We start from the raw sequence: 26035 nt of genomic DNA on the forward strand, positions 1-26035 counted from the left end.
GGGCGAACTTTCGCCCGGTGGGTGCGAACCTTGGTTCGCACGCTTCCGGGATTCAGACCTCTCTGCGGATGATCGCGCGGAAGCTTCCATCCTGATTCAATCGCCGTACCGATTTCCGGTTTCCATGGGCCGCCGCGAAACCCGCCACATCGGCAAGGGCGTCGAGCAGCAGGCATTTCATGCCATCGCGATTGCCGGCCTGCAGAAGATCTTCAAGATCCTGCTGGATGAAGGCCCGGCGAAGGCCTGGCGTTTCTTCGATCCGCCAGTCGACATGGGGCGTGGGAATGCTGGAGCGATACCGGAAAGCCGTTTCAAGATCATCAGGCGCGAGGGGATACTCGAGCAGCTCTGGAAAGTAGAGCCCGGCATTCACATAGAAGCCCCGGCTTTCGCTGGCGCGTTGGTGATTCACAACCAGCAGGGCGTCATCCAGCAAGCGGTAGCGGGTCGTCGACGTCCCGGCAAAGCCGGTCTTCCTGGCGCATTTGCTGAAGACGGTCGAGGATTTCATGGGCTTTGCCTGGGCCGGAAGAAGGGCCCACAGCCTTGAGGCGCAGTGCCTTGGGGTCAATTGGCAAACGCGACACGTGCAACGAGCGCCCCAGGTGGGCAAGAACCTTCCAGGTGGGTGCGAACCCTCGCCCCAGGTGGGTGCGAACCTTGGTTCGCACGCCTTGCCGATGGCCTGAATCTACCGAACCCGCGCTCCCAGCTCTGCTGCCAACGCCAGCCATCGCTCCCGCTGCGCCGGGCTGCTGCTGCGTACCGCACCGAGACGGCTGACCCGCACCGGGCGGATGCCGCAGAACTCCAGGATGGCGACTCGGATCTGGCTGATGCCCGGGTCGCGGTAGATCCAGCGGTAATACCAGGGCGGCGTATCCAGCGTGGTGATCACCCGTGCGCTGCGCCCGGCCAGCAGCCGGTCCCACCACACCGAATCGCGCCGGTAGCGGAAGGCGTAGCCCGGCAACAGCATGCGATCGAAAAAGCCCTTCAGCAGCGCCGGCATCGCACCCCACCAGGTGGGATAGACCAGCACCAGGTGATCGCAGGCATCGATCGCATCCGCCGCGTCCTGCAGGTCGGCTTCCAGCGGCTGGATCTGGCGGTAGCCATGCCGCAGCACCGGATCGAACTCGAGTTCACCCAATGCGATCAGGCGCACCCGGTGGCCAGCATTCTCGGCGGCAGTGGCGTAGCGCTGGGCAAGGGCGCCGCACAGGCTGTCGCGGTCGGGATGGCCGAGCAGGATCAGGATGGAGCGGGACACGGCAACCTCGGGCAATGGAAAGAGCGCGAGGTTGGGCTGTGCCCCAGGGGCAGAGTCAAACGCCAGCGGTGCAGCCGCTGGGTTCCAGGATGCAGTCGCCGCTGCCGGAGTGGAGCCACTGCCGCAGTTCGTCGCTGACCTGCTGCAGGTCGAGCTCGACCTGCGCCAGCCGTGCCCGCTCGCTGGCAATGCGGTTGCGCTGCTGCTCAAGCAGGGCCAGCACGGCCGGCCAGTCGAGCCGTCCAACCCGGCCCTGCACGCGGGAGACGGCGGCCAGCGTGATGCCCAGCGCCAACGCCTGGCGGATCAGCTGCACCCAGGCCACGTCCTGTTCGCTGTAGTCGCGATAGCGGTTCAGGCGTGGCACCGGCGGCAGCAGTCCGCGCGCCTCGTAGAGGCGGATGGCCTTGGCGCTGGCCCCGGTCAGGCGGCTGACCTCGGAAATGCGCATTGGCTCAGTCCCGCACCAGCCCGCCATCGACCACCAGATTCTGCCCGGTCACCGCGCGCGACCAGGGGCTGGCGAAGAACAGCGCGGCATCGGCGAACTCGGCCGGCGTGGTGACGCTGCGCAGTGGCGTGTTTGCGGCGATGTAGTCGAACACTGCTTCGGGCGTGGCGGCGCTGGCATCGGTAGTGCGCAGCAGGCCGCCCGACAGCATGTTCACGGTGATGCCATGCGGGCCGAGGTCGCCGGCGAGGGTGCGGGTCAGCGACAGCAGCGCGGCCTTGGCGGCGGTGTAGTCGTGGTAGGGCACCACTGGGTTCTGGAACAGGTTGGTGCCGATGTTGATCACGCGCCCGAAGCGACGGGCCTGCATGCCGGGCAGGGCGGCCTGCACAGTGTTCAGCGCGCCACGCACGCTGCCCTCGAACTGTGCCTGGAACGCCGGCCAGCCGATGTCGGCGGCGCCGTCGCGGGCATCGCCATTGAACGAGAAGGTGGCCAGTGCGTTGTTGACCACGGTGGTGACGCCTTGGCCGAAGTGGCCCAGCGCCTGCTGCAGCATCGCATCGACCTGGCCGCGGTCGGTGACGTCGGCCGGCAGCGCGATCGCCTGTCCGCCGAGCTCGGCGGACAGCGCACGTGCGGCACCTTCGCTGCGGTGATAGTTGACGATGACGCGCGCGCCCTGCCCAGCGAACGCGCGGGCGATGTACTGGCCGAGGCCGCGGCCGGCACCGGTGACCAGCACCAGCTGTTCGCTGATCTGCATGAGGGGGCTGCCATCCATTGCATGAAAGGGCATGCAGCGTAGCAGTGATGGCGCTTGCCGGAGCAGGCGTGCTGCCGCTAGCCTGCAGGCATGAACCAGACTTCCCTGCGATTGCTCATTCACGGTGCCTCCGGGCGCATGGGCCAGGCCCTGCTGCGGCTGGCCGCCGAACATCCCGATACCCTGCAGATCGTGGCTGCAGTGACCGGCCGTGCGCCGGCCCAGCGCGTGGTCGACGGCGTGCCGTTCTTCGCGGCCAGCGAACTGCCCGGTGCGCCGGTGTTCGACGTAGCGATCGACTTCAGCCTGCCGGAGGGCTTCGACCCCGTGCTGGCGCTGTGCGTGGAGCGGGGCGCCGGCCTGGTCTCGGGTACCACCGGCATCTCCAGCACGCAGCGGCAGGCGCTGGAGGCCGCGGCGGCGTCCATCCCGCTGGTCTGGGCGTCGAATTTCAGCCTGGGTGTGGCGGTGCTGGACGAGCTGGTCGAACGCGCCGCGCAGGCGCTGGCCGGCTGGGACTGTGACATCGTCGAGTCGCACCATACGCAGAAGAAGGACGCGCCGTCGGGTACTGCGCTGACACTGGGGGCGGCCGCGCAGCGGGGCGGGGCGGAGCCGCATTACGCCAGCCTGCGTGCCGGTGACATCGTCGGCGAGCATCTGGTGCAGTTCACCGGGCTGGGTGAGCGCATCGAGCTGGTGCATCGGGCCACCAACCGCGACATCTTCGCCCGCGGTGCGCTGTTCGCCGCCCGCCAGCTGCAGGGCCGGGCGCCCGGCAGCTACCGGGTGCGCGACCTGCTGCAGTAAGGCGGGCTGATTCCTGGGGTCGGATCCCTTTCCAGCGGAAAGGGCTCTGACCCCATTTGCGGGCATCCGGGCCAGAGCCTTTCCCTGCCGGGAAAGGATCCGACCCCGGCCGGATTGAAATGAATGCGCAATCGCCTGTTCATGAAGCGCGATAACCGCTGGCGCGAGCGCCCCGGCAGCGCTACAATTCGCACTCGCCGAATCACGAAAGCCGGACCGGTCCCAGACCGTACGTCCGCGCTTTTTTGCAACCGGATTTCCGTGAAGCGCAGGCGTGACTTCGGCAGCCCCCTCGGTAGCCAAAGTGAGATTCCCGTGACCCAAGCCGCAATCCTCGTCCTCGAAGACGGCACCGTATTCGAGGGCGAATCCGTAGGCGCGCCCGGCCTGTCCGTCGGTGAGGTGGTGTTCAACACCGCCATGACCGGCTACCAGGAAGTGCTGACCGACCCGTCCTACGCCCGGCAGATGGTCACGCTGACCTATCCGCATATCGGTAACACCGGCATGACCGACCAGGACAATGAAGCGTCCAAGGTGTGGTCGGCCGGCCTGATCGTGCGCGACGTGCCGCGCCGTCCCAGCAACTGGCGCAGCCAGGTGTCGCTGCAGGACTGGCTGATCCAGCGCGGCGTGGTCGCCATCGCCGGCATCGACACCCGCAAGCTGACCCGCATCCTGCGCGAGAAGGGCGCGCAGAACGGTGCGCTGATGGCCGGCGATATCGACGTGGAAAAGGCACTGGAAGCCGCCCGCAAGTTCCCCGGCCTGAAGGGCATGGATCTGGCCAAGGTCGTCACTACCGAGAAGACCTACACCTGGACCGAGGGCCAGCTGGACCTGGACGCCAACGCCTTCGTCAGTGTGCCGGCGAAGTTCAAGGTCGTGGCCTACGATTTCGGCGTGAAGACCAACATCCTGCGCATGCTGGCCGAGCGTGGCTGTGAAGTGACCGTGGTGCCGGCACAGACTCCGGCCGCCGAAGTGCTGGCACTTAAGCCGGACGGCGTGTTCCTGTCCAACGGCCCGGGTGACCCGGAACCGTGCGACTACGCCATCGAAGCGATCAAGACCTTCATCGACGTGAAGATCCCGACTTTCGGCATCTGCCTGGGCCACCAGCTGCTGGGCCTGGCCTCAGGCGCGCAGACCATGAAGATGGGCCACGGCCACCATGGTGCCAACCACCCGGTGCAGGACCTGGACAGCGGCCGGGTGATGATCACCTCGCAGAACCACGGCTTCGCGATCGATGAAGCGACCCTGCCGCCGACCCTGCGCGTGACCCACCGCTCGCTGTTCGATGGCACCAACCAGGGTGTCGCCCGCACCGACGTGCCGGCGTTCTCGTTCCAGGGCCACCCGGAAGCGTCGCCGGGCCCGACCGATGTCGGTCCGCTGTTCGACCGCTTCGTGGTGCTGATGGAGCAGGCCAAGGCGTGATCAGTACGCCGCCGGCCCCCCGGTGGCGTCGCGATGGACCGTAAACCCCGCAACGCTGCTGCCGCTGGCGCGGCGCTGCGGATCAAGATTCCTGATCGACAGCGTGCGATCACCCCCCTTGTCACGCTGTACTGACTTAGAGAAGAAAATGCCCAAGCGCACTGACCTCAAGACCATCCTCATCATCGGTGCTGGCCCGATCGTCATCGGCCAGGCCTGCGAGTTCGACTACTCCGGCGCCCAGGCCTGCAAGGCCCTGCGTGACGAGGGTTACCGCGTGGTGCTGGTCAACAGCAACCCGGCCACGATCATGACCGACCCGGAGATGGCCGATGCCGTCTACATCGAGCCGATCAACTGGCAGACAGTCGAGAAGATCATCGCCAAGGAAAAGCCCGATGCACTGCTGCCGACCATGGGTGGCCAGACCGCGCTGAACTGCGCGCTGGACCTGGCCGACAACGGCGTGCTGGAGAAGTACAACGTTGAACTGATCGGCGCCAAGCGCGAAGCGATCCGCATGGCCGAAGACCGCGAGCTGTTCCGCGTGGCCATGGGTGAGATCGGCCTGGAATGCCCGACCGCCGCCGTCGCCCACACCCTGGACGAAGCGCTGGAGATCCAGACCCGCGTCGGCTACCCGACCATCATCCGCCCCAGCTTCACCCTGGGCGGCAGCGGTGGCGGCATCGCCTACAACCGCGAAGAGCTGGTCGAGATCGTCAGCCGCGGCCTGGAACTGTCGCCGACCACCGAAGTGCTGGTGGAAGAGTCGGTGCTGGGCTGGAAGGAGTTCGAGATGGAAGTGGTCCGCGATACCGCGGACAACTGCATCATCGTCTGCTCGATCGAGAACCTGGACCCGATGGGCGTGCACACCGGTGACTCGATCACCGTGGCCCCGGCGCAGACCCTGACCGACAAGGAATACCAGCGCCTGCGCGATGCCTCCATCGCCGTGCTGCGCAAGATCGGCGTCGATACCGGTGGCTCGAACGTGCAGTTCGGCATCAACCCGAAGACCGGCCGCGTGGTCGTCATCGAGATGAACCCGCGCGTGTCGCGTTCCTCGGCGCTGGCCTCCAAGGCCACCGGCTTCCCGATCGCCAAGGTCGCCGCCAAGCTGGCCGTGGGTTACACCCTGGACGAACTGAAGAACGAGATCACCGGTGGCCTGACCCCGGCCTCGTTCGAGCCGTCGATCGACTACGTCGTCACCAAGATCCCGCGCTTCGCCTTCGAGAAGTTCCCGGCCGCCGATGCCCGCCTGACCACCCAGATGAAGTCCGTGGGCGAGGTGATGGCGATGGGCCGCACCTTCCAGGAGTCGGTGCAGAAGGCCCTGCGTGGCCTGGAAACCGGCAAGGTCGGCTTCGACCCTACCGGCCTGGACCTGAGCAACGAAGAAGACCTGCAGACCCTGCGTCGCGAGCTGAAGGCCCCGGGCCCGGAGCGCCTGTTCTTCGTCGCCGATGCGTTCCGCGCCGGCATGAGCGTGGAAGAGATCTACGCGCTGTCGTTCATCGACCACTGGTTCCTGGACCAGATCGAGGAAATCATCGCTGCCGAGGCTGAAGTCGCTGCCGGTGGCATCGACGCGCTGGACGCCGCACGCCTGCGCAAGCTCAAGCGCGCTGGTTTCTCCGACGCGCGTCTGGCGCAGCTGACCGGCACCAACGAAGCCGCCATCCGCGCGCTGCGTCGTGCGCACAAGGTGCGCCCGGTCTACAAGCGCGTGGACTCCTGCGCCGGTGAGTTCTCCACCGGTACCGCCTACCTGTACTCGACCTACGAGGACGAGTGCGAGGCCGCGCCGAGCAACCGCGACAAGATCATGATCCTGGGCGGTGGCCCGAACCGCATCGGCCAAGGCATCGAGTTCGACTACTGCTGCGTGCACGCGGCACTGGCGCTGCGCGAGGATGGCTATGAAACCATCATGGTCAACTGCAACCCGGAAACCGTGTCGACCGACTACGACACCTCCGACCGCCTGTACTTCGAACCGCTGACCCTGGAAGACGTGCTGGAAATCGTCGAACTGGAACAGCCGAAGGGCGTGATCGTTCAGTACGGCGGCCAGACCCCGCTGAAGCTGGCGCGCGCGCTGGAAGCCAACGGCGTGCCGGTGATCGGCACCAGCCCGGACTCGATCGATCTGGCCGAAGACCGCGAGCGATTCCAGCAGCTGGTGGACACGCTGGGCCTGAAGCAGCCGCCGAACCGCATCGCCCGCAACGACCAGGAAGCCCTGCTGCTGGCCCGCGAGATCGGCTACCCGCTGGTGGTGCGCCCGAGCTACGTGCTGGGCGGCCGCGCGATGGAAATCGTCTATGGCGAAGCCGACCTGGCCCGCTATGTGCGCGACGCGGTGAAGGTGTCCAACGATTCGCCGGTGCTGCTGGACCGCTTCCTCGACAATGCCGTGGAGTGCGACGTCGACATCATTGCCGATGCCCAGGGCAACGTCCTGATCGGCGGCGTGATGGAGCACATCGAAGAAGCCGGCGTGCACTCGGGCGATTCCTCGTGCTCGCTGCCGCCGTACTCGCTGTCGGCTGAAACCCAGGCCGAGCTGCGCCGCCAGGTGGTGGAACTGGCCAAGGCCCTGAACGTGGTCGGCCTGATGAACACCCAGTTCGCGATCCAGACCAGTGATGAAGGTGCCGACACCATCTACCTGCTGGAAGTGAACCCGCGTGCCTCGCGCACCGTGCCGTTCGTGTCCAAGGCCACGGGCATGCCGCTGGCCAAGATCGCCGCCCGCTGCATGGCCGGCAAGAGCCTGGCCGAGCAGGGCGCGACCAAGGAAATCGTGCCGGACTACTACTCGGTGAAGGAAGCGATCTTCCCGTTCGCCAAGTTCCAGGGCGTCGACCCGATCCTTGGGCCGGAGATGCGCTCCACCGGTGAGGTGATGGGCGTGGGCCGCACCTTCAACGCCGCCTTCGCGCGTGCGCAGGAAGCCGGTGGCATCAAGGCACCGCCGGTCGGCAAGGCCTTCGTCTCGGTGCGTGATCCGGACAAGAAGCGCGTGCTGCCGGTCGCCAAGGCGCTGCTGGCGCGTGGCTACAGCCTGGTCGCCACCCGCGGCACCGCCGCGTGGCTGCAGCAGCACGGCATGGACTGCGAGATCATCAACAAGGTGGTCGAAGGCCGTCCGCACATCGTCGATTCGATCAAGAACGGCGAGATCGTCTACATCGTCAACACGACTGAAGGTCGCTCGGCGATCAACGACTCGTTCTCGATCCGTCGCGAGGCGCTGCAGCATCGCGTCACCTACTCGACCACCATTGCCGGCGCCAAGGCGCTGGTGGATTCACTGGAATTCCGCGGCACCGGCCCCGTCTGGTCGCTGCAGGAGCTGCACAAGGAGTTGAATGCATGAGAGCCCCCATCACGATGAAGGGCGCGCAGAAGCTGCGCGACGAACTGGATCACCTGAAATCGGTCAAGCGCCCGAAGGTGATCGCCGCGATCGCCGAAGCGCGTGAGCATGGCGACCTGAAGGAGAATGCCGAGTACCACGCCGCGCGCGAGGAACAGGGCTTCATCGAAGGCCGCATCAAGCAGCTGGAAGGCGAGCTGTCGCACGCCGAGATCATCGACGTGAGCAAGCTCAATGCCGGCTCCAAGGTGGTGTTCGGCGCCAGCGTGACCCTGGCCGACGTGGAAACCGACGAAGAGAAGAAGTACCAGATCGTCGGTGACCTGGAAGCGGACATCAAGCTGGGCCTGATCGCCATCTCCTCGCCGGTGGCGCGTGCGATGATCGGCAAGCTGGAAGGCGATTCGATCGTGATCGATGCCCCGGCCGGCCAGCGCGAGTACGAGATCGTCAGCGTCAGCTACGTGGACTGACACGGTGGCAACGGCGACCCTGCTGTTGCCGGCGCGCAGCCGCTTTGCCGCGGCTGCGCTGCCGGACGATGTGGCGCGTGCGCTCGGCCGCGCCACGGCCGTGCAGGTCGCACCGGGCGAACGCGCGCAGCTGACGCGCCATTTCACGGTTAACGCGCCGCACTGGCCGGTGGCCGCGTTGACCCGCCAGCGTGACGTTGGCGATGCCGCCGGCGCCAGCTGGCTGCGCGCCGATCCGGCCTGCATGGTGCCGGACATGCATGGCGCGCGGATGATGGCCTACGGCGAAACCCTGCGGCCGACGCTGGCTGACTGCCTGGCCCTGCTGCCGGTGCTGCAGCCGTTGTTCGCCGATGCCGGGTTCGTGCTCGACGCACCGGATCCTGCGCGCTGGTACCTGCGGCTTCCGATCGACCTGGCCCTGCCGGACTTCGACAGTCCGGACGAGGTGCTGGGCGATGACCTGTTCTCGCACCTGCCGGAAGGCGAGGGCGGTCGCCGCTGGCGGGCGCTGATGACCGAAGCGCAGGTGCTGCTGCACAACCATTCCTGGAACCAGCAGCGCGCCGCGCAGGGACAACAGCCGATCAATTCGCTGTGGTTCTGGGGTGGCGGCGTGATGCCGGTGTCGGTCAGCACGGCGCATGCGCAGGTGCGCAGCCGCGATGCCCTGTTGCAGGGCCTGGCCCTGGCGGCTGGCGTAGCCGTGGATGGCGAGCAGGCGGTGGATGCGCTGGTCGATCTGCGCCAGCTTCGCTCTTTACAGCAGCTCGGCAACGATGCGATCCGCCCGCTGCTGGCCGCGCTGAAGCGTGGCGAGCTGCAGCGGCTGGTGCTGGATTTCGAGGATGGCCTGCAGTTCCAGCTGGACCGCGGCCAGCGCTGGCAGTTCTGGAAGAAGCCGCGGCAACTGCACGACTGAACACCTGATTGGATCCGGTAGGTAGGGTCGACTGTCAGTCGACTGCACTTCGCTCGGATGCGGGAAGTCCCACGCGTTGCGCGTTGGTCGACCCACAGTCGACTCTACCGGCCGTTGGCTGTGGGGGTATCATCCTCCTGTCTTCCGTAACCGGCGATGCCGATGTCCCTTGCCGCCGATGCCGCGCAGCCCAGCTCTGATACGCCGATGATCCGCCGCCGCGATGCGGTCGTGCCCGGCAGCTGGCCGGAGGGCACGCTGCCGTTGCTGGCGCGTCTCTACGCCAATCGTGGCGCAGGCACACCGGAACTGGCGCTGCCGAAGCTGGGCAGCCTGCATGCGCCCGAGCTGCTGACCGGCATCGATGATGCGGTAGGCCTGCTGGTCGAGGCCATCGCCAATGACAAGCGCATCCTGGTGGTTGGCGATTTCGATTGCGATGGCGCCACCGCCTGTGCGGTCGGCGTGCGAGGCCTGCGCATGCTCGGCGCGCAGCACGTCTTCCACGCGGTGCCGAACCGCATGGTGCACGGCTACGGCCTGTCGCCGTCACTGGTGGAGGAGCTGGCCGAGCTGAAGCCGGACCTGCTGGTCACGGTCGATCACGGTATTGCCTGCCACGCGGGCGTGACTGCGGCCAAGGCACGTGGCTGGCAGGTGCTGGTCACCGATCACCATCTGCCGGGCCCGCAGTTGCCCCCGGCCGATGTCATCGTCGATCCCAATCTGGACGGCGATGCCTTTCCCAGCAAGTCGCTGGCCGGCGTCGGCGTGATCTTCTACGTGCTGATGGCGCTGCGCCGGCAGATGCGCGAGGCCGGTGTCTTTGCCGATGGCAAGGGCCCGGACCTGACCACGCTGCTGGACCTGGTGGCGGTCGGCACCGTTGCCGACCTGGTAGCGCTTGATCCGAACAACCGTGCGCTGGTCAGCGCGGGCCTGCGCCGGCTACGCGCAGGGCAGGGCTGTGTCGGTCTGCGTGCGCTGATCGAAGCCAGCGGCCGTGACGTCGCGCGACTGACCGCCACTGATATCGGCTTCGCGCTCGGCCCGCGCCTGAACGCTGCGGGCCGGCTGGAGGACATGGCACTGGGCATTGCGCTGCTGCTGACCGAAGACCCACGCCAAGCGCGCGAGATCGCGCAGACGCTGGAGCAGATCAATTCGGAACGGCGCGCGGTGCAGCAATCGATGACCGATGACGCCGAGCAGGCGTTGGCCCGCGTGGTGCTGGACATGGCAGGGCAGCGCCCTGTGGCGGCCTGTTTGTTCGATGCCGACTGGCACCCGGGCGTGGTGGGACTGGTCGCGTCGAAGATGAAGGATCGCCTGCATCGCCCGGTGGTCGCCTTCGCCCCGGCCGAACCGGGCGCCGACACGCTGCGTGGCTCCGCGCGCTCGATTCCCGGCCTGCACATCCGTGACGCGTTGGCACTGGTCGACGCGCGCCATCCGGGCCTGATCGACCGCTTTGGTGGCCACGCCATGGCGGCCGGCCTCAGCCTGCGGCTTGATCATGTTGACGCCTTCAAGGCGGCCTTTGTTTCGGTGGTGCTGGAAATGCTCGACCCGGCGGCACTGCAGCAGCAGGTGCTCAGCGACGGCGAACTGGCCGCCGACGAGCTCGACCATCGCCACGCCGACGCGCTGCGCTTGGCCGGGCCGTGGGGGCAGGGCTTCCCCGAGCCGCTGTTCGACGGCCACTTCGAGGTGGCCAACTGGCGCGTTCTGAAGGAGCGCCACCTGAAGCTGGAACTGCGGCTGCCAGGCGTACCCGGCACGATCAACGCGATTCATTTCGGTGGCTGGCACGGCAACGCGCCGGGCCGCCACCTGCATCTCGCCTACCGGCTCGCCTGCGACGACTATCGCGGCGGCAGCGCCATCCAGCTGATCGTGGAGCACTGCCTCCCTGCATGAAAAAAAGGGACGGAGGGGATTAAGTCGTTCTTGCCTTGTTTGCCAATTGCGACTTAATCCCCTCCGTCCCCTTTTTGGGGGCCTCGCCAACCCCATTCCGGCTGTTCGTGCGTTCAACGGTCCACGATCCCACTGGAGCCCTGTCATGGTCTTCGCCCGTTGCTGCAGCGTGTTGATGCTTGCCCTCGCGATCTGGCCCACCGGCGCGCAGTCGCCACGCATTGCCCGGCCGCATGCCACCACCCCGTTGCTGATCGCCCCCGCCGCCGAACAGCCCGTGCAGCTGCAGCGCGCCCTCATCGAAGGCGAGGTCCAGGCCGGCGTCGCCCAGACCCGGATCACCCTGGAGTTCCACAACCCGAACCGGCGCGTGCTTGAGGGTGAGCTGCAGTTCCCGCTGGCCGATGGCCAGCAGATCAGCGGCTTCGCACTGGACATCAACGGTGAACTGCGCCACGCCGTGCCGGTGCCCAAGGACCGTGGCCGCCAGGTGTTCGAGGAAATTGCCCGCCGCGGTGTCGACCCGGGCCTGCTGGAACAGACCGCCGGCAACCAGTTCCGCCTGCGTATCTATCCGCTGCCGGCCGGTGGCAGCCGACGTGTGCAGTTGGTGATTCGCGAGCCGCTGGCCTTCGCCGGCCAGGGCTGGCAATGGACATTGCCGTTGCAGTTTGCCGCCGGTGCGGCTTCGGTCGAATTGAAGCTGCAGGCTCCCGGCGCGGCCACCGCGGGTACGGCTCCGTTCCGTATCAATGCAGGCCATCTGCACTGGCAGGGCAGGGGTACGCAGTTGCCGGCCCAGCTGCAATGGAGCCTGCCGGCGGCACGTCAGGCACAGTTGCACGTGGCACGCTGGCAGGATGGTCACTACCTGCTGGCACAGCTGCCGGTGGCGGTCAGCCACACGCGGCGCACGCTTCCCAGCGAAATCGGCCTGTTGTGGGACGGTTCCGGGTCCTCCGGTCAGCGCGACCAGGCGCGTGAGTTCGCATTGTTGGATCGCTATTTCGCCGCGATGGGTGACGGCACGGTCGCATTGACCGTGCTGCGAGACCGCGCCGAACCGGTGCGTCGATTCCGTATCCGCGCCGGCAACTGGAACGAGTTGCGTGCAGCACTGCAGGCCGTACGCCCGGATGGCGCCAGCGCGCTGGCGCAGTGGCAGCCGCAGCCGAACGTGAAGGAATACCTGCTGGTCAGCGATGGCCTGCTGACCTATGGGCCGGAAGCATTGCCAGCACTCGCGCTGGAGCAGCGCCTGTTCACGGTCAGCAGTGCCGGTGCGCGAACCGATGCAGTGCGCCTGCGCGGCTGGAGCGAAGCGCATGGCGGACGCTTCGTCGCGCTGGGTAATGATGTTGATGCGGCCGCTCGCGAACTACTGTCGTCGCCGTTGGACGTGCAGGTCGATGCGGGCCGTGGCGTACAGGATGTTGTGATCGATCGCCGCAGCGAGGCCGAAGGCTGGCTGTGGCTGCATGCTCGCCTTGCGGCGGACGGCGTGCCGATGCGGGTGCGCGTGGGCGGCGGTGAATGGCAGGCACTGCCGGCAACCCAGAAGAGTGATGACGGTGAACTGCTGGCCGGCTTGTGGGCGCAGGCCCGTCTGCAGCAGCTCGGCGCCGACCGCCGAGGCAACCGCGAAGCTATGCAATTGCTGTCACAGCAGTTCGGCCTGGTCGGTCCGGACACCTCGTTGATCGTGCTGGAAACGCTGGATGACTACCTGCGCTACGCGATCCGCCCGTCCGGCAAACTGCGCGCGGAGTACGATGCCCGTTTCGCACGGCAGGTGAGCGATCGCGCCGCTGCCGATCGCCAGCGCTTGGACCAGGTTGCCGCACGTTGGAAGGAGCGCCAGCAGTGGTGGAACCGTAGCTGGCCGAAGGGAGCGCCTCCGCAGTTGAAGGGCGGGGCGCTGGAAGTTGCATCCGCGGACTATGCGATGGACTCGGCGCCGGTGGCGATGCTGGCCGCGCCGGCCCCCGCGGCACCGCCCGCCCCCGCGCCGATGGCGGCGGCCGAGCAACGCATGGAAGCCAGCAGCGCGCGTGCACGTCGCTCGGCGTCTGCATCCAACAAGGCGCTGGATCTGATCACAGTGACCGGCAGCCTTGAGGCCACGCCCGCTGCCGCCAACGACGGCCAGCTCGGCATCCAGCTGGTGGCCTGGCGGCCGGACTCGGCCATCGCCCGTCGCCTGCGCCAGGGTCCGCCGTCGCAGCTCTATGACCGCTATCTGGCTGAGCGCGATGCCCACGCCGACAGCAGCGCGTTCTTCCTCGATGTGGCCGATCTGTTGCTGGAGCGGGGCCAGCGCGAACTGGCACTGCGCGTGCTGTCGAACCTGGCCGAGATGGACCTGGACAACCGCCACCTGCTACGCGTGCTCGGCTACCGGCTGATGCAGGCTGATGCCCTGGCACTGGCGGTGCCGGTGTTCGAGCAGGTGCTGGCGATGGGCCAGGAAGAGCCGCAGAGCTTCCGCGATCTTGGCCTGGCACTGGCGGCTGCGGGCAAGCCGCAGCAGGCGCTGGCGCCGCTGTACCAGGTGGTGGTGCGGCCGTGGGACAACCGTTTCGATGGCATCGCCCTGATCGCGCTGGATGAGCTGACCAACCTGGTGGCACGCAGCACGCCGCGCCTGGACACCCGCAGCATCGACCCGCGCCTGCTGCAGGCGATGCCGCTGGACCTGCGCGCGGTGCTGTCGTGGGACGCCGACAACAGCGACATGGACCTGTGGGTGACTGACCCGAACGGTGAGCGCGCGTACTACGGCAACCGCCTGACCTATCAGGGTGGGCAGATGTCGCAGGACTTCACCGGCGGCTATGGGCCCGAGCAGTTCTCGCTGCGCAACGCCAAGCCCGGCAAGTACAAGGTGGAGGCGAACTATTTCGGCAGCCGCCAGCAGCTGGTGACCGGTGCGACGACCCTGATGCTGCGCCTGACCACGCACTGGGGCACGCCGAAGCAGAAGGACCAGATGGTGACGATGCGGTTGAAGGACCGCGCCGAGACCGTGCTTGTGGGCGAGTTCGAGGTGAAATGACCGATCCTGGCTTTTGTAGCGTCGAGCTTGCTCGACTGCCTCAAGGTAGAGCCGAGCCCATGCTCGGCTCATGGCAGAGGTAGCCGGGCATCGGCTCGGCGCTACAAGGACACGGCGCGTGCGATCGTCGACGCTGGCGGATGGGCGCGCAGGCCAAACAGAGGTCGCAGCCAGCGCAAGCGTCGGATCAGCAGCTCGTGGATCAGCAGGCAGCCGCCGACGGTGCCGGCCACTGCGGACGTGGAGTACGCCCAGGCGGCGGGGAACTACGTGAACCTGCGGGTACGCGGCCACGACTACCCGCTGCGGATCACCATGGCGGTACTGGAGCAGCGGCTGGACCCGGGCGTGTTCCTGCGCCCGCACCGCAGCTGGCTGATCCCTCGGGGCCAGCTGCGCTCGATCGAGCCGCTGGACGGGGGCGAGGCCCTGCTGCATATGGCCATGGAGCCAAGGTGCCCTGCAGCCGGCGCCAGCTGCCGTTGCTGCGGCAGGCGCTGGGGGCAGGGTCAGGCCCTCATTCCGGGCACCCGCGGCCTGCGGTATCATTGCCAGTCATCTTTTGAATGCATAACCGCCGACATGATCGAACTGAATCCTGTCCGCCAGCGCATCACCGATCTGACCGATCGCGTGCTGTCGCTTCGGGGGTATCTTTGACTACGACGCCAAGAAAGAGCGTCTTGAAGAAGTAACGCGGGAGCTGGAAAGCCCCGACGTTTGGAACAACGCCGAATACGCCCAGAACCTGGGCCGCGAGCGTTCCAGCCTGGAAAAGACCGTGGGCGGCATCGCCTCGGTGCTCGATGGCCTGAACGACGCCACCGAACTGCTGGAGCTGGCCGAGTCCGAGCAGGACGAGGACACCGCACTGGCCGTGGTCGCTGACCTGGACAAGCACCAGGCGCACGTGGAGAAGCTGGAGTTCCAGCGCATGTTCTCCGGCGAGATGGACAATGCTGCGGCGTTCGTCGACATCCAGGCCGGTGCCGGTGGTACCGAAGCACAGGACTGGGCCGAGATCCTGCTGCGCATGTACCTGCGCTGGTGCGAGTCGCGCGGCTGGAAGACCGAGCTGATGGAAGTGTCCGGTGGCGACGTCGCCGGCATCAAGTCGGCCACGCTGCGCGTGGAAGGCGACTATGCCTATGGCTGGCTGAAGACCGAGACCGGCGTGCACCGCCTGGTGCGCAAGTCGCCGTTCGACTCGGACAACCGCCGCCACACCAGCTTCACCTCGGTGTTCGTGTCGCCGGAGATCGATGACAACATCGACATCACCATCAACCCGGCCGACCTGCGTACCGACGTGTACCGTTCGTCCGGTGCCGGTGGCCAGCACGTGAACAAGACCGAGTCGGCGGTGCGTATCACCCACATCCCGACCAACATCGTTGTGGCCTGCCAGACCGGCCGCAGCCAGCACCAGAACCGCGACAACGCGATGAAGATGCTGGCCGCCAAGCTGTACGAGCTGGAGATCCAGAAGCGCAACGCCGAAAAGGACGCCGTGGAAGCCACCAAGTCCGACATCGGCTGGGGCAGCCAGATCCGCAACTACGTGCTCGACCAGAGCCGCATCAAGGACCTGCGGACCGGCATCGAACGCTCGGACACGCAGAAGGTGCTCGACGGCGACCTGGACGAGTTCGTCGAGGCCAGCCTGAAGGCCGGCCTGGCCGTGGGCTCCAAGCGCGTCGATGCCTGATCGACCCGCCTGCGCGGATATCATCGCTCTCCGTGACGGGGAGCGATGATGCGCAGCGAAAGTGAACGCAAGGAACTCGGTGGCTTCCTCAAGGCCTGCCGTGCTCGTGTCGACCCCGCCACGCTCGGCCTCCCGGCCGGGCGCCGGCGTACCCCGGGCCTGAAGCGCGAGGAAGTCGCACTGGCGATCGGGGTCAGCGTCAGCTGGTACACCTGGATCGAGCAGGGCCGCGAAGTGCGCGCCTCGCCCGAGGTATTGGAGCGGCTGGCGCAGGTGCTGCGCATGAGCGACGACGAACGCGCCTATGCGTTCGCGCTGTCCGGCTACGGCGTGCCGCTGGAATCACCGGACGAGAGCGTGACCGACGGCCTGCGCCAGCTGGTGGAAGCGATGCAGCCGATCCCGGCCTACGTACGCAATACCCGCTTCGACATCCTGGCCTGGAACCCGGCCATCGCCGACCTGTTCGTGGACTACAGCCAGTTGGCGCCGCATGAGCGCAACACGTTGCGGCTGATGTTCCTGTACCCGCCATACCGCACGCTGATCCTCAACTGGGAAGAAATGACCCGCGGCCTGTTGGCCGGCTTCCGCGCGGCGATGGCGCAGGCACCGGACAAGGCACCCTTCCTGGCGCTGGTGGAAGACATCGCCGCGCATAGCGAGGAGTTCCGCCAGTGGTGGCCGGAGCACGACGTGCGCCGGTTCGATGAAGGCGCGAAGAAGCTGAACCATCCCACGCGCGGGTTGCTGGACCTGCAATACGTGGCGCTGGTGCCGGAGAGCCGGCACGATCTTTCCCTGGTGACCTACCTGCCGCGGAAGTAGGGGGTTGTTCGGCAGGGCTTGCAGCCCTGCACCTGGTTCGAGCCGAAGCAACGGCAACAGCAGCAGCGAGCTATCCGTAGGTTGGCGGGGCGGTGTCGAAGTGCGGGGACGCCGCAAGTACGTCCGTGTAGGCTTGCCAGCCGCTTGCTCGTGTGCGCAGTCCTGCGCACACGGCAAGACCGGGGTTGGGCGTCCTGCCCAACCCGCCCGAGGCATGCCTCGGGCCCATGCGGCTGACACCCCGCACTCCGACACCGCCCCACCTCTGACAATTTCCCGTGATCTGGTAGATCCACGCCATGCGTGGATGGTTTTCGATCTCAATTGGAGATATTTGATTCCGAAAGAGATTCAGCCACGAATGGCGTGGATCTACTGTGGCGACCTTACTTGTGTCTGGGGCAGAGCCCCCTGAGTCAGGGGGCGGCCGCGAAGCGGCGGGGGGCTGGGAGCTGGTAAGTGGGGCCCGCGGTTCGCGTAGCGAAGCGTGGGAGCGGCAGCGCGCATGCGATGGCGCGTACCCAGGGCGCAGCCCTGCCAGGACAACCCACCCCATTCAGGCAGGTAAGTACAGGTCACAGGATAAGCAGACGCCTTGTTGCTGCCATCGATCAGGTCCACATTCCTGTGCAGGAGACGGGCCGCCGCCCGTTGTCGAGACACCAGGAGACCTGCATGTCCGCTGCCCCCACTACCGCCATTTCCCGCGATCCGGCCACCGGCCTGCAGATCGCCAGCCATCCCTTCGCGACTGATGCCGAGCTGGAAGCGATCCTCGACCGCAGCCAGGCTGGTTTCGCCGCCTGGAGCGCCAGCAGCCTCGAACAGCGCGCGCAGGTGTTGCGCGCGATGGCGGGCGTACTGCGCCGTGACCGCGAAAAGCTGGCCGCGCTGGCCACCGCCGAGATGGGCAAGGTGCAGGCCGAATCGCTGGCCGAGATCGAGAAGTGCGCCGTGCTGTGCGACTGGTACGCCGACCACGGTGCGCAGTTCCTGCGCGACGAATCGACCCAGGTACCCGACGACAAGGCCTACGTGTCCTACCTGCCGCTGGGCGTGGTGCTGGGCATCATGCCGTGGAACTTCCCGTATTGGCAGGTGATGCGCGCGGCGGTGCCGATCCTGATGGGCGGCAACGGCTTCCTGCTGAAGCCGGCCGAGAACATCGTCGGTACCGCGCAGCTGCTTGACGCGGCCTGGCGGGACGCCGGTCTGCCGGAAGGCACCTTCATTGCCGCCAACATCAGCCGCGAGGGCACCAGCCATGCGATCGCCGATGACCGCATTGCGGCGGTGACGCTCACTGGCAGCGTGGCCGCCGGCCGCAGCATCGCCGCCCAGGCCGGGCAGGCGTTGAAGAAAGTGGTGCTGGAGCTGGGCGGCTCAGACCCGTTCATCGTGCTGGCCGACGCCGATCTGGACGCTGCCGTCGATGCGGCGGTGGCCTCGCGCTTCCAGAACACCGGGCAGGTCTGCATTGCCGGCAAGCGCATCATCGTTGAAGACGCGGTGTACGACCGTTTCGTGGCGCAGTTCTGCCAGAAGGTGCAGGCGCTGACCATCGGCGACGGCCGTGAAGCCGGCAACCGTATCGGCCCGATGGCACGCCAGGACCTGCTGGAACAGCTGGACGCGCAGGTACGCGCCTCGGTGGACGCGGGCGCGAAGCTGTTGGTCGGCGGCCATCAGCTGGATCGCCCGGGCGCGTTCTACGCGCCCACCGTGCTGGCCGACGTGGAGCCCGGCATGCAGGCTTTCGATACTGAAACCTTTGGTCCGGTGGCCTCGATCAGCCGCGCCCGTGATGCCGACCATGCGGTGGAACTGGCCAACCAGAGCGAATTCGGCCTCAGCGGCAACCTGTGGACCGGCGACCGCGCCCGTGCGATGCAGCTGGCGCGCCGGCTGCAGACCGGCGGCGTGTTCGTCAACGGTTTCTCCGCTTCGGACCCGCGCGTGCCGATCGGCGGCGTGAAGAAGAGCGGCTTCGGCCGTGAGCTCTCGCACTTCGGCATCCGCGAGTTCGTCAACGCGCAGACGGTGTGGTTCGACAAGCGTTGACGCGCAGCTTCCATCCTTCCTGCAACGATCCATCATCAGTCCAGCGAAAAGGACGGCATTCCAATGTCCAAGGGTTCAGATCTGCTCGTCGCCGCGCTTGAGAACGAAGGCGTCGAGCGCATTTTCGGTATTCCCGGCGAAGAGAATCTCGACGTGGTCGAGTCGCTGCGCCATTCCAGCATCGAGCTGGTCATCACCCGCCACGAGCAGGCAGCGGTGTTCATGGCGGCCACCTACGGCCGCCTGACCGGCAAGCCCGGCGTGTGCCTGGCCACGCTCGGCCCGGGCGCGCTCAACTTCACCACCGGCGCCGCCTACGCGCTGCTGGGCGCGTGGCCGGTGATCATGATCACTGGCCAGAAGGGCATCGTGGCCAGCAAGCAGGCGCGTTTCCAGATCGTTGACATCGTCAGCACGATGAAGCCGTTGACCAAGCAGGCGCGGCAGATCGTCTCGGCGCGCACCATCCCGACGATCGTGCGCGAGGCATTCCGTACTGCGCTGGAAGAGCGCCCTGGCCCGGTGCTGCTGGAGCTGCCCGAAGACATCGCGGCCGATGAGGTCGGGGAGGTGGCGCTGATTCCGCCGCACGCGGTGGATCGTCCCATTGCCAGTCCGGAAGCACTGGATCGCGCGGCGGACATCATCCGCAACGCCAAGCGTCCGCTGCTGATGATCGCCTCGGCGGCATCGCGGCCGCAGTCCAGCGACGCGCTGTCGGCGTTCGTGCTGCGCGCGGGCATTCCATTCTTCACCACGCAGATGGGCAAGGGTGCGGTAGCCGGTGGCTCGGGCCTGTACATGGGCACCGCCGCGCTCACCGAGCGTGACTACGTGCACATGGCGATCGACCAGGCCGACGTGATCGTGACCGTCGGCCACGAGGTCACCGAGAAGCCGCCGTTCGTGATGCGCCCGGGTGGGCCGACCGTGATCCATATCGGTTACTCGCAGGCGGCGGTGGAGCAGGTGTACTTCCCGCAGGTGGAAGTGATCGGCGATATCGGCCGTTCGCTGACCCAGCTTGCCGACCGTATCGAAGGTGCAGTGCCGAACGCCGACGCGCTGCTGCCGCTGCGCGCGACCATTCTGGAACACCTGGCTGACCGTGCCGAGGACGCTGGATTCACCCCGCAGCGCCTGGTGCATGACGTGCGCCAGGTGATGCCGCCGGACGGCATCGTGGCGCTGGACAACGGCATGTACAAGATCTGGTTTGCGCGCAATTACCGCACCCAGGTGGCCAATACGCTGCTGCTGGACAACGCGCTGGCGACGATGGGCGCTGGCCTTCCGTCGGCGATCATGGCCTCGATCCTGTATCCGCAGCGGCGGGTGCTGGCGGTGTGTGGCGATGGCGGATTCATGATGAACAGCCAGGAGCTGGAGACCGCGCGCCGGCTGGGCCTGAACCTGGTGGTGCTGATCCTCAACGACGGCGCCTACGGGATGATCCGCTGGAAGCAGGCGGTGGATGGCTTCACCGACTACGGCATGACCTTCAGCAACCCCGATTTCGTGAAGTACGCCGAGGCCTATGGCTGCAAGGGCCACGAAGTGACGGCCATCGAGCAGTTCATCCCGACCCTGGAAGCGGCCTTCAACGAGGGTGGGGTGCACCTGGTGTCGGTGCCGGTGGACTATTCTGAAAACCAGCGGGTACTGGTGGACGAGTTGCGTCAGGCGTTCCCTGGAAACAGGTAGCTATCCAGGGGCCAGGCAGGGGCCTGGATGGGGTCAGATCCCTTTTGCCTCGCAAAAGGGATCTGACCCCAGGCTGCTACCGGGGCAGGGGGCCGCCAGGGCCGGGGCAGGGCGGTTTTGGTATGCTGGGCAACCGGCTGCGCCGGGCGCAACATCCCCCCTCACTATACGATTCCCGCAGATCCATGAGCGAAGCTACCGATACCCCCCCCGTCGACGAAAACAAGTTGATCGCCGAGCGCCGTGAGAAACTCAAAGCGCTGCGTGGGCAGGGCATCGCGTACCCGAACGACTTCCGTCGCGAAGACTTCGCCGGCCGCCTGCAGGAAGAATTCGGCGACGCTGAAACCTGGACCGCCGAGGCCCTGGAAGGCAACGGCCGGCAGGTGAAGATGGCGGGCCGCCTGATGGCCAAGCGCATCATGGGCAAGGCCAGCTTCGCGCAGATCCAGGATGAGTCCGGCCGCATCCAGCTGTTCCTGCAGGGTGCCGTGCTGGGCGATGCCTACACCGCCTTCAAGGGCTGGGACGTGGGCGACATCATCGCCGTCGAAGGCGGCCTGACCCGTACCAAGACCGGCGAGCTGTCGGTCAAGGCCGAATCGATCCGCCTGCTGACCAAGTCGCTGCGCCCGCTGCCGGACAAGTGGCACGGCCTGGCCGACGTCGAGCAGCGCTACCGCCAGCGCTACGTCGACCTGATCGTGACCCCGGAGTCGCGCGCGGTATTCATCAAGCGCTCGAAGATCATCCGCGCCATGCGCGCGTGGCTGGACAACCGCGACTTCCTGGAAGTCGAGACGCCGATGATGCATTACATCCCCGGCGGCGCGGCGGCCAAGCCGTTCACCACCCACCACAACGCGCTGGACCTGGACCTGTACCTGCGCGTGGCACCGGAGCTGTACCTCAAGCGTCTGACCGTGGGTGGTCTGGAGCGCGTGTACGAGATCAACCGCAACTTCCGCAACGAAGGCGTCAGCACGCGCCACAACCCGGAATTCACCATGATGGAGCTGTACGAGGCCTATGCCACGTACAACGAGATCATGGACCTGACCGAAGGCGTGATCCGTGACGTGGCCAAGGCGGTCAACGGCGGCACCGAGGTGGAGTGGGACGGCGCGAAGATCGACCTGGGCCCGGCGTTCCGCCGCTGGCGCATGGACGAGGCGGTGCGCCACCACAACCCGGAAATCTCCGCTGCGGACTGCACCGACCGTGACGCGCTGCTGCGGCATTGCGAGCGCTTGAAGATCCGCGTCAAGCCGTCCTACGGCTGGGGCAAGCTGCTGCTGGAGATCTTCGAGGCCACTGTCGAGCACACCCTGATCCAGCCGACCTTCATCACCGATCACCCGGTGGAGGTCTCGCCACTGGCCCGCGCCAACGACAATGATCCGGGCTACACCGACCGCTTCGAGCTGTTCGTCAATGGCAAGGAACTGGCCAACGGCTTCTCCGAGTTGAACGATCCGGAAGACCAGGCCCAGCGCTTCCAGGCCCAGGTGGCCGCGAAGGAAGGTGGCGACGACGAGGCCATGCACTACGACGCCGACTACATCCGTGCGCTGGAGTACGGCATGGCGCCGACCGGCGGCCTGGGCATCGGCGTCGATCGTCTGGTGATGCTGCTGACCGGCAGCAGCTCGATCCGTGACGTGTTGCTTTTCCCGTACATGCGTCCGGAGCAGTAAGTCGTCTTTTTGACTCCTGATTGTGCGCGCCGTCCCGAAACGAGACGGCGCGATTGACGCCTCCCGCACTCGGCGTATCGTTATTGCACTACCTTGACGCTTGGTATGGCTTGATCGGCGCCAGGGGAGTGCACAGCGTGGAGAGCCCGCTTCACAATGTGATGACGATCATGAATCGGGACGCATGACACGGGAGTCAGGCCGATGCAGGGTGCGAGCGTTCGCAGCGGCAGAGTATCCTCGCCTGCTGATGATCCAGCATGGTCGAAAAACCAGGCAGAGTACGCGTTGAACATCGTCATTGTTGACGACCAGACTTCCGCCCGGACGATGCTGCGTCACGTCATCGAGGACATCGCGCCAGAACTGAGCGTGTATGACTTCGGCGATCCGCTGACCGCATTGGCGTGGTGCGAGGCGCATCCGGTCGACCTGCTGCTGCTCGATTACCGCATGCCGGAGATGGACGGGCTGGAATTTGCCCGTCGCTTCCGGCGCCTGCCCAAGCACCGCGACATTCCGGTGATCCTGATCACCGTGGTCGGCGACGAACCGATCCGGCAGGCCGCGCTGGAAGCGGGGGTTATTGATTTCCTGGTCAAGCCGATCCGCCCGCGCGAACTGCGTGCGCGCTGCTACAACCTGTTGCAGTTGCGCCAGCAGACCGAGAACGTGAAGCAGCGGGCGTTGTCGTTGGAGCAGCGCCTGCTGGCCAGCATGCATGAGGTCGAAGAGCGGGAGCGCGAGACGCTGTCGCGGCTGGCGCGTGCGATCGAGTTCCGTGATGCCGGTACCAGCGCCTACCTGGAACGCATGGCACGCGTGGCCGGCCTGATTGCCGACCAGCTCGGGCTGCCCGAAGAGGAGGTGCGCCTGATCGAGATGGCCGCGCCGCTGCACGACATGGGCAAGATCGCCATCCCCGACGCGGTGCTGCTCAAGCAGGGCAAGCTCAACGAGGAGGAGCTGGCGATCATGCGCCGGCACCCGCGGATTGGCCATGAACTGCTGAGCGGCAGCCAGAATCGCTTCATCCAGGTTGGCGCCTTGATCGCACTGCGTCATCATGAGCGTTACGATGGCAGCGGCTATCCCGATGGACTGGTTGGCGATGCGATTCCTCTGGAAGCGCGCATCGTGGCCGTCGCCGATGTCTTCGACGCCCTGATATCCCCCCGTCCGTACAAGGAAGCATGGACCATGGAAGCCACCCTGGCTTATCTCTACGCCCAGCGTGGCCGCCTGTTCGATCCCCGATGCGTGGACGCGCTGCTGCGCGGCCGCGAACAGCTGGACCAGATCTGCGCCGAGCATTCGATGGCGTCCGCGCGCCCGGGGCTGGGCGCGTGAAACGCCTGTTGTCGCAGCTGCGGCTGCGCCTGTCCCAGCGCCAGGACAGTGAGCACGGCCAGCAGATCGTCCGCATTGCCCTGATCAGCCTGATCCTGGCCTACGTGCTGCTGCCGGCGCCACGCCACGATCTGCCGCATGCGCAGTACGTCGGCGTGCTGGCGATCGTGCTGACCGGCCTGAGCCTGTCGCTGCTGCTGTTCGGTTGGCTGCTGTGGCGGCCGGCGCGTTCCGATCCTCGCCGCGTGCTGGGCATGCTGGCCGACTATGGGCTGATCGCTGCCGGCATGGTTCAGATGGGCGAACCGCTGGCCTGGGTCTACATCGTGGTGATGTGGGTGACGGTCGGCAACGGCATGCGCTTTGGCAACCACTACCTGTACGTGGCGGTGGCCATGGCGATGGTGAGCTTCGGTTGCACCGTGCTGCTGACCCCTTACTGGCAACAGAATTTCCGCCTGGCCATCGGCCTCTGGCTCGGCCTGGCTGCGGTGCCGCTGTACTTCTCGACGCTGCTGCGGCAGTTGACCGAAGCGATGGCCGAGGCGCGCCGCGCCAGCGAGGCCAAGAGTCGTTTCCTGGCCAACATGAGCCATGAGTTCCGCACGCCGTTGAACGGTCTCAACGGCATGACCGAAGTGCTGGCGACCACGCGCCTGGACGACGAGCAGCGCGAGTGCCTCAACACCATCCAGGCGTCCTCGCGCAGCCTGTTGGCGCTGGTGGAGGAGGTGCTGGACATCTCGGCCATCGAAGCCGGCAAGCTGCGTGTGGTGGCCGAAGACTTCGCAGTGGTCGATGTGATCCAGGCGATCGGGCTGATCCTGCTGCCGCAGGCCAAGGCCAAACGGCTGGACTACCGGGTGAAGGTCGCCGACGGCGTGCCGCCACGCGTGCGCGGCGATGTCGGGCACCTGCGCCAGATCCTGCTGAACCTGGCCGGCAATGCGGTCAAGTTCACCGACCATGGCCGGGTCGAGATCCGTGTTGGCGTCGTCCATGCGGACACCAATGGCGCGGTGCGGCTGCGCTTCGACATCCTCGATACCGGCATCGGCGTGGCACCGGCCATGCGTGCGCGGCTGTTCGATGCCTTCGAGCAGGCTGACGTCAGCATGGCGCGCCGCCACGAGGGCACCGGCCTGGGCACGACCATCGCCAAGGGGCTGGTCGAAGCCATGGGCGGTGACATCGGCTATCTGGAAAACCCGCCGCGCGGCAGCCACTTCTGGGTCGAGCTGCCGTTCGCGCCGCCGCAGCCGCTGGTGCCGGGCGCGGTGCCGAGCCTGACCGGCGACGAGGACGTGGGACCGGGCGGCAACGTGATCGCCTTTGCCGATCCGTTCCTGCGCCATCGCGCCCGCGTGCGCAGCATGCAGATCCTGGTGGCCGACGACCACGAGGCCAACCGCATGGTCCTGCAGCGCCTGCTGCAGAAGGCCGGCCACCGCGTGCTGTGCGTGGACGGCGGCGAGGCGGTGCTGGATGCACTGGCCGACAGCGAATTCGACGCGGTCATCGTCGATCTGCACATGCCGGGCATGAGCGGGCTGGACATGCTCAAGGAGCTGCGGGTCATGCAGGCCGGCGGTGGCCCGCGCACGCCGGTGCTGGTGCTCAGTGCCGATGTCACGCCCGAGGCGATCCAGCGCTGCACCCAGGCCGGTGCGCATGCCTTCCTGGCCAAACCTGTGGTGGCGGTCCGCCTGCTCGATACCCTGGCCGAGATCGCCAACAACGCCCAGCTGAAGACCATGGCCGCGCCGGTGGTGCGGCCGGCGGCGCTGCAGGATGGGGTGCTCGACAGCAGTGTGCTGGACGAACTGGCCTCGCTGGGCATGGGCGAGGGTTTCGAACGCGAGTTCATCCGCCAGTGCCTGGAGGACGTGGCGGGCTGCATGGGCAAGGCCGAGCAGGCCGGCGAGGCCGCGCGCTGGGATGTGTTCCGCGAGCAGTCCCACGCGATCAAGGGCGTGGCCAGCAACCTCGGCCTGATGCGCGCGTCCAACCGCGCCGGCGAGCTGATGCGGATGGCCGACTGGCAACTCAAGACCGAATGGCGCCCGCGCCTGGACATCCTGCAGGAGGCGATCAAGGAAGGCCGGCGTGCGCTGGAGGCACGGGCCGAACGCCGGCTGCGCGGCGCTGCTGACGATGGCGAGGCGCGCTGAACCACGGCA

At 66.8% G+C, this 26035-nt stretch carries 18 protein-coding genes and 2 pseudogenes; 15 read left to right on the forward strand and 5 right to left on the reverse strand.

All coding sequences use genetic code 11. From position 1 onward, the window contains the following. Positions 1-52: 52 nt before the first annotated feature. The 4 genes from V3B30_RS20295 to V3B30_RS20310 all read right to left on the reverse strand — a co-directional run bounded on the left by V3B30_RS20295 (position 53) and on the right by V3B30_RS20310 (position 2511). Positions 53-514, reverse strand: a complete 462-nt coding sequence (locus V3B30_RS20295; protein WP_100472154.1) for a DUF4304 domain-containing protein — start codon at positions 512-514, stop codon at positions 53-55. 180 nt (positions 515-694) lie between these two features. After that, a complete protein-coding gene (locus V3B30_RS20300; RefSeq protein ID WP_262083467.1) occupies positions 695-1276 on the reverse strand; it encodes an NAD(P)H-dependent oxidoreductase in 582 nt (193 codons plus the stop codon). 55 nt (positions 1277-1331) lie between these two features. Next, complete coding sequence (locus V3B30_RS20305) at positions 1332-1727, reverse strand: MerR family transcriptional regulator (RefSeq protein ID WP_262083468.1); 396 nt, start codon at positions 1725-1727, stop codon at positions 1332-1334. Between the two features lie 4 nt (positions 1728-1731). Beyond that, positions 1732-2511: a 3-oxoacyl-ACP reductase gene (locus V3B30_RS20310; RefSeq protein ID WP_262083485.1), complete on the reverse strand. Its 780-nt coding sequence runs from the start codon at positions 2509-2511 to the stop codon at positions 1732-1734. A gap of 120 nt (positions 2512-2631) precedes the next feature. Between V3B30_RS20310 and V3B30_RS20315 the strand changes: the two genes are divergently transcribed. The 7 genes from V3B30_RS20315 (at position 2632) to V3B30_RS20345 (ending at position 14507) form a co-directional block, all read left to right on the forward strand. After that, a complete protein-coding gene (locus V3B30_RS20315; RefSeq protein ID WP_262083486.1) occupies positions 2632-3303 on the forward strand; it encodes a 4-hydroxy-tetrahydrodipicolinate reductase in 672 nt (223 codons plus the stop codon). Between the two features lie 315 nt (positions 3304-3618). Continuing rightward, complete coding sequence (gene carA, locus V3B30_RS20320) at positions 3619-4746, forward strand: glutamine-hydrolyzing carbamoyl-phosphate synthase small subunit (protein ID WP_094001949.1); 1128 nt, start codon at positions 3619-3621, stop codon at positions 4744-4746. Between the two features lie 148 nt (positions 4747-4894). Next, positions 4895-8137, forward strand: coding sequence for a carbamoyl-phosphate synthase large subunit (gene carB, locus V3B30_RS20325; protein ID WP_262083469.1), 3243 nt, complete (start codon positions 4895-4897; stop codon positions 8135-8137). An 8-nt stretch (positions 8138-8145) separates the two neighbouring features. Further along, positions 8146-8610, forward strand: coding sequence for a transcription elongation factor GreA (gene greA, locus V3B30_RS20330; protein WP_026347191.1), 465 nt, complete (start codon positions 8146-8148; stop codon positions 8608-8610). A gap of 4 nt (positions 8611-8614) precedes the next feature. After that, positions 8615-9532, forward strand: a complete 918-nt coding sequence (locus V3B30_RS20335; RefSeq protein ID WP_262083470.1) for a phosphoglycerate mutase — start codon at positions 8615-8617, stop codon at positions 9530-9532. Between the two features lie 162 nt (positions 9533-9694). Next, positions 9695-11452, forward strand: a complete 1758-nt coding sequence (recJ, locus tag V3B30_RS20340; RefSeq protein WP_262083471.1) for a single-stranded-DNA-specific exonuclease RecJ — start codon at positions 9695-9697, stop codon at positions 11450-11452. Positions 11453-11597: 145 nt separating this feature from the next. Then, positions 11598-14507 carry a VIT domain-containing protein gene (locus tag V3B30_RS20345; protein WP_262083472.1) on the forward strand — a complete coding sequence of 970 codons (2910 nt, stop codon included), beginning with the start codon at positions 11598-11600 and terminating at the stop codon, positions 14505-14507. Between the two features lie 101 nt (positions 14508-14608). Here V3B30_RS20345 and V3B30_RS20350 read toward each other — a convergent pair. Further along, positions 14609-14740: pseudogene (locus V3B30_RS20350) on the reverse strand (acyltransferase); the annotation flags it as partial. Here V3B30_RS20350 and V3B30_RS20355 point away from each other — a divergent pair. The 8 genes and pseudogenes from V3B30_RS20355 to V3B30_RS20390 all read left to right on the forward strand — a co-directional run. Next, positions 14736-15073, forward strand: a pseudogene (locus V3B30_RS20355) (LytTR family DNA-binding domain-containing protein); the annotation flags it as partial. The pseudogenes V3B30_RS20350 and V3B30_RS20355 sit on opposite strands and share 5 nt — an antisense overlap. A 16-nt stretch (positions 15074-15089) precedes the next feature. After that, a protein-coding gene (gene prfB / locus V3B30_RS20360; RefSeq protein WP_014037064.1) for a peptide chain release factor 2 occupies positions 15090-16215 on the forward strand; the annotation gives its coding sequence in 2 pieces (ribosomal slippage) (positions 15090-15164 and positions 15166-16215; 1125 coding nt in all). Between the two features lie 45 nt (positions 16216-16260). After that, positions 16261-17043: a helix-turn-helix transcriptional regulator gene (locus V3B30_RS20365; protein ID WP_019661470.1), complete on the forward strand. Its 783-nt coding sequence runs from the start codon at positions 16261-16263 to the stop codon at positions 17041-17043. Between the two features lie 675 nt (positions 17044-17718). Next, a complete protein-coding gene (locus V3B30_RS20370; RefSeq protein WP_262083473.1) occupies positions 17719-19104 on the forward strand; it encodes an NAD-dependent succinate-semialdehyde dehydrogenase in 1386 nt (461 codons plus the stop codon). A 63-nt stretch (positions 19105-19167) separates the two neighbouring features. Beyond that, positions 19168-20808: an acetolactate synthase large subunit gene (locus V3B30_RS20375; RefSeq protein WP_262083474.1), complete on the forward strand. Its 1641-nt coding sequence runs from the start codon at positions 19168-19170 to the stop codon at positions 20806-20808. Between the two features lie 185 nt (positions 20809-20993). Next, positions 20994-22505, forward strand: a complete 1512-nt coding sequence (gene lysS / locus V3B30_RS20380) for a lysine--tRNA ligase (protein WP_100472166.1) — start codon at positions 20994-20996, stop codon at positions 22503-22505. 204 nt (positions 22506-22709) lie between these two features. Then, a complete protein-coding gene (locus V3B30_RS20385; protein WP_014037069.1) occupies positions 22710-23855 on the forward strand; it encodes a two-component system response regulator in 1146 nt (381 codons plus the stop codon). Beyond that, the gene (locus tag V3B30_RS20390) at positions 23852-26026 is read left to right on the forward strand and encodes a response regulator (RefSeq protein WP_262083475.1); all 2175 of its coding nucleotides are present in this window, start codon (positions 23852-23854) and stop codon (positions 26024-26026) included. The genes V3B30_RS20385 and V3B30_RS20390 overlap by 4 nt, the downstream gene beginning before the upstream one ends. Positions 26027-26035: the final 9 nt, after the last annotated feature.

It is taken from the genome of Stenotrophomonas sp. SMYL41 (genome assembly GCF_036319965.1).
In the GTDB taxonomy this organism is placed as follows: Bacteria; Pseudomonadota; Gammaproteobacteria; order Xanthomonadales; family Xanthomonadaceae; genus Stenotrophomonas; species Stenotrophomonas maltophilia_R.

Bases quoted from the DNA above. Each gene is read 5' to 3' on its own strand.
- V3B30_RS20295 (WP_100472154.1), bottom strand. From the start codon at position 514: ATGAAATCCTCGACCGTCTTCAGCAAATGCGCCAGGAAGACCGGCTTT.
- V3B30_RS20305 (WP_262083468.1), bottom strand. From the start codon at position 1,727: ATGCGCATTTCCGAGGTCAGCCGCCTGACCGGGGCCAGCGCCAAGGCC.
- V3B30_RS20310 (WP_262083485.1), bottom strand. From the start codon at position 2,511: ATGGATGGCAGCCCCCTCATGCAGATCAGCGAACAGCTGGTGCTGGTC.
- V3B30_RS20315 (WP_262083486.1), top strand. From the start codon at position 2,632: ATGGGCCAGGCCCTGCTGCGGCTGGCCGCCGAACATCCCGATACCCTG.
- carB (WP_262083469.1), top strand. From the start codon at position 4,895: ATGCCCAAGCGCACTGACCTCAAGACCATCCTCATCATCGGTGCTGGC.
- recJ (WP_262083471.1), top strand. From the start codon at position 9,695: ATGTCCCTTGCCGCCGATGCCGCGCAGCCCAGCTCTGATACGCCGATG.
- V3B30_RS20345 (WP_262083472.1), top strand. From the start codon at position 11,598: ATGGTCTTCGCCCGTTGCTGCAGCGTGTTGATGCTTGCCCTCGCGATC.
- V3B30_RS20365 (WP_019661470.1), top strand. From the start codon at position 16,261: ATGATGCGCAGCGAAAGTGAACGCAAGGAACTCGGTGGCTTCCTCAAG.
- V3B30_RS20370 (WP_262083473.1), top strand. From the start codon at position 17,719: ATGTCCGCTGCCCCCACTACCGCCATTTCCCGCGATCCGGCCACCGGC.
- V3B30_RS20375 (WP_262083474.1), top strand. From the start codon at position 19,168: ATGTCCAAGGGTTCAGATCTGCTCGTCGCCGCGCTTGAGAACGAAGGC.
- lysS (WP_100472166.1), top strand. From the start codon at position 20,994: ATGAGCGAAGCTACCGATACCCCCCCCGTCGACGAAAACAAGTTGATC.
- V3B30_RS20385 (WP_014037069.1), top strand. From the start codon at position 22,710: ATGCAGGGTGCGAGCGTTCGCAGCGGCAGAGTATCCTCGCCTGCTGAT.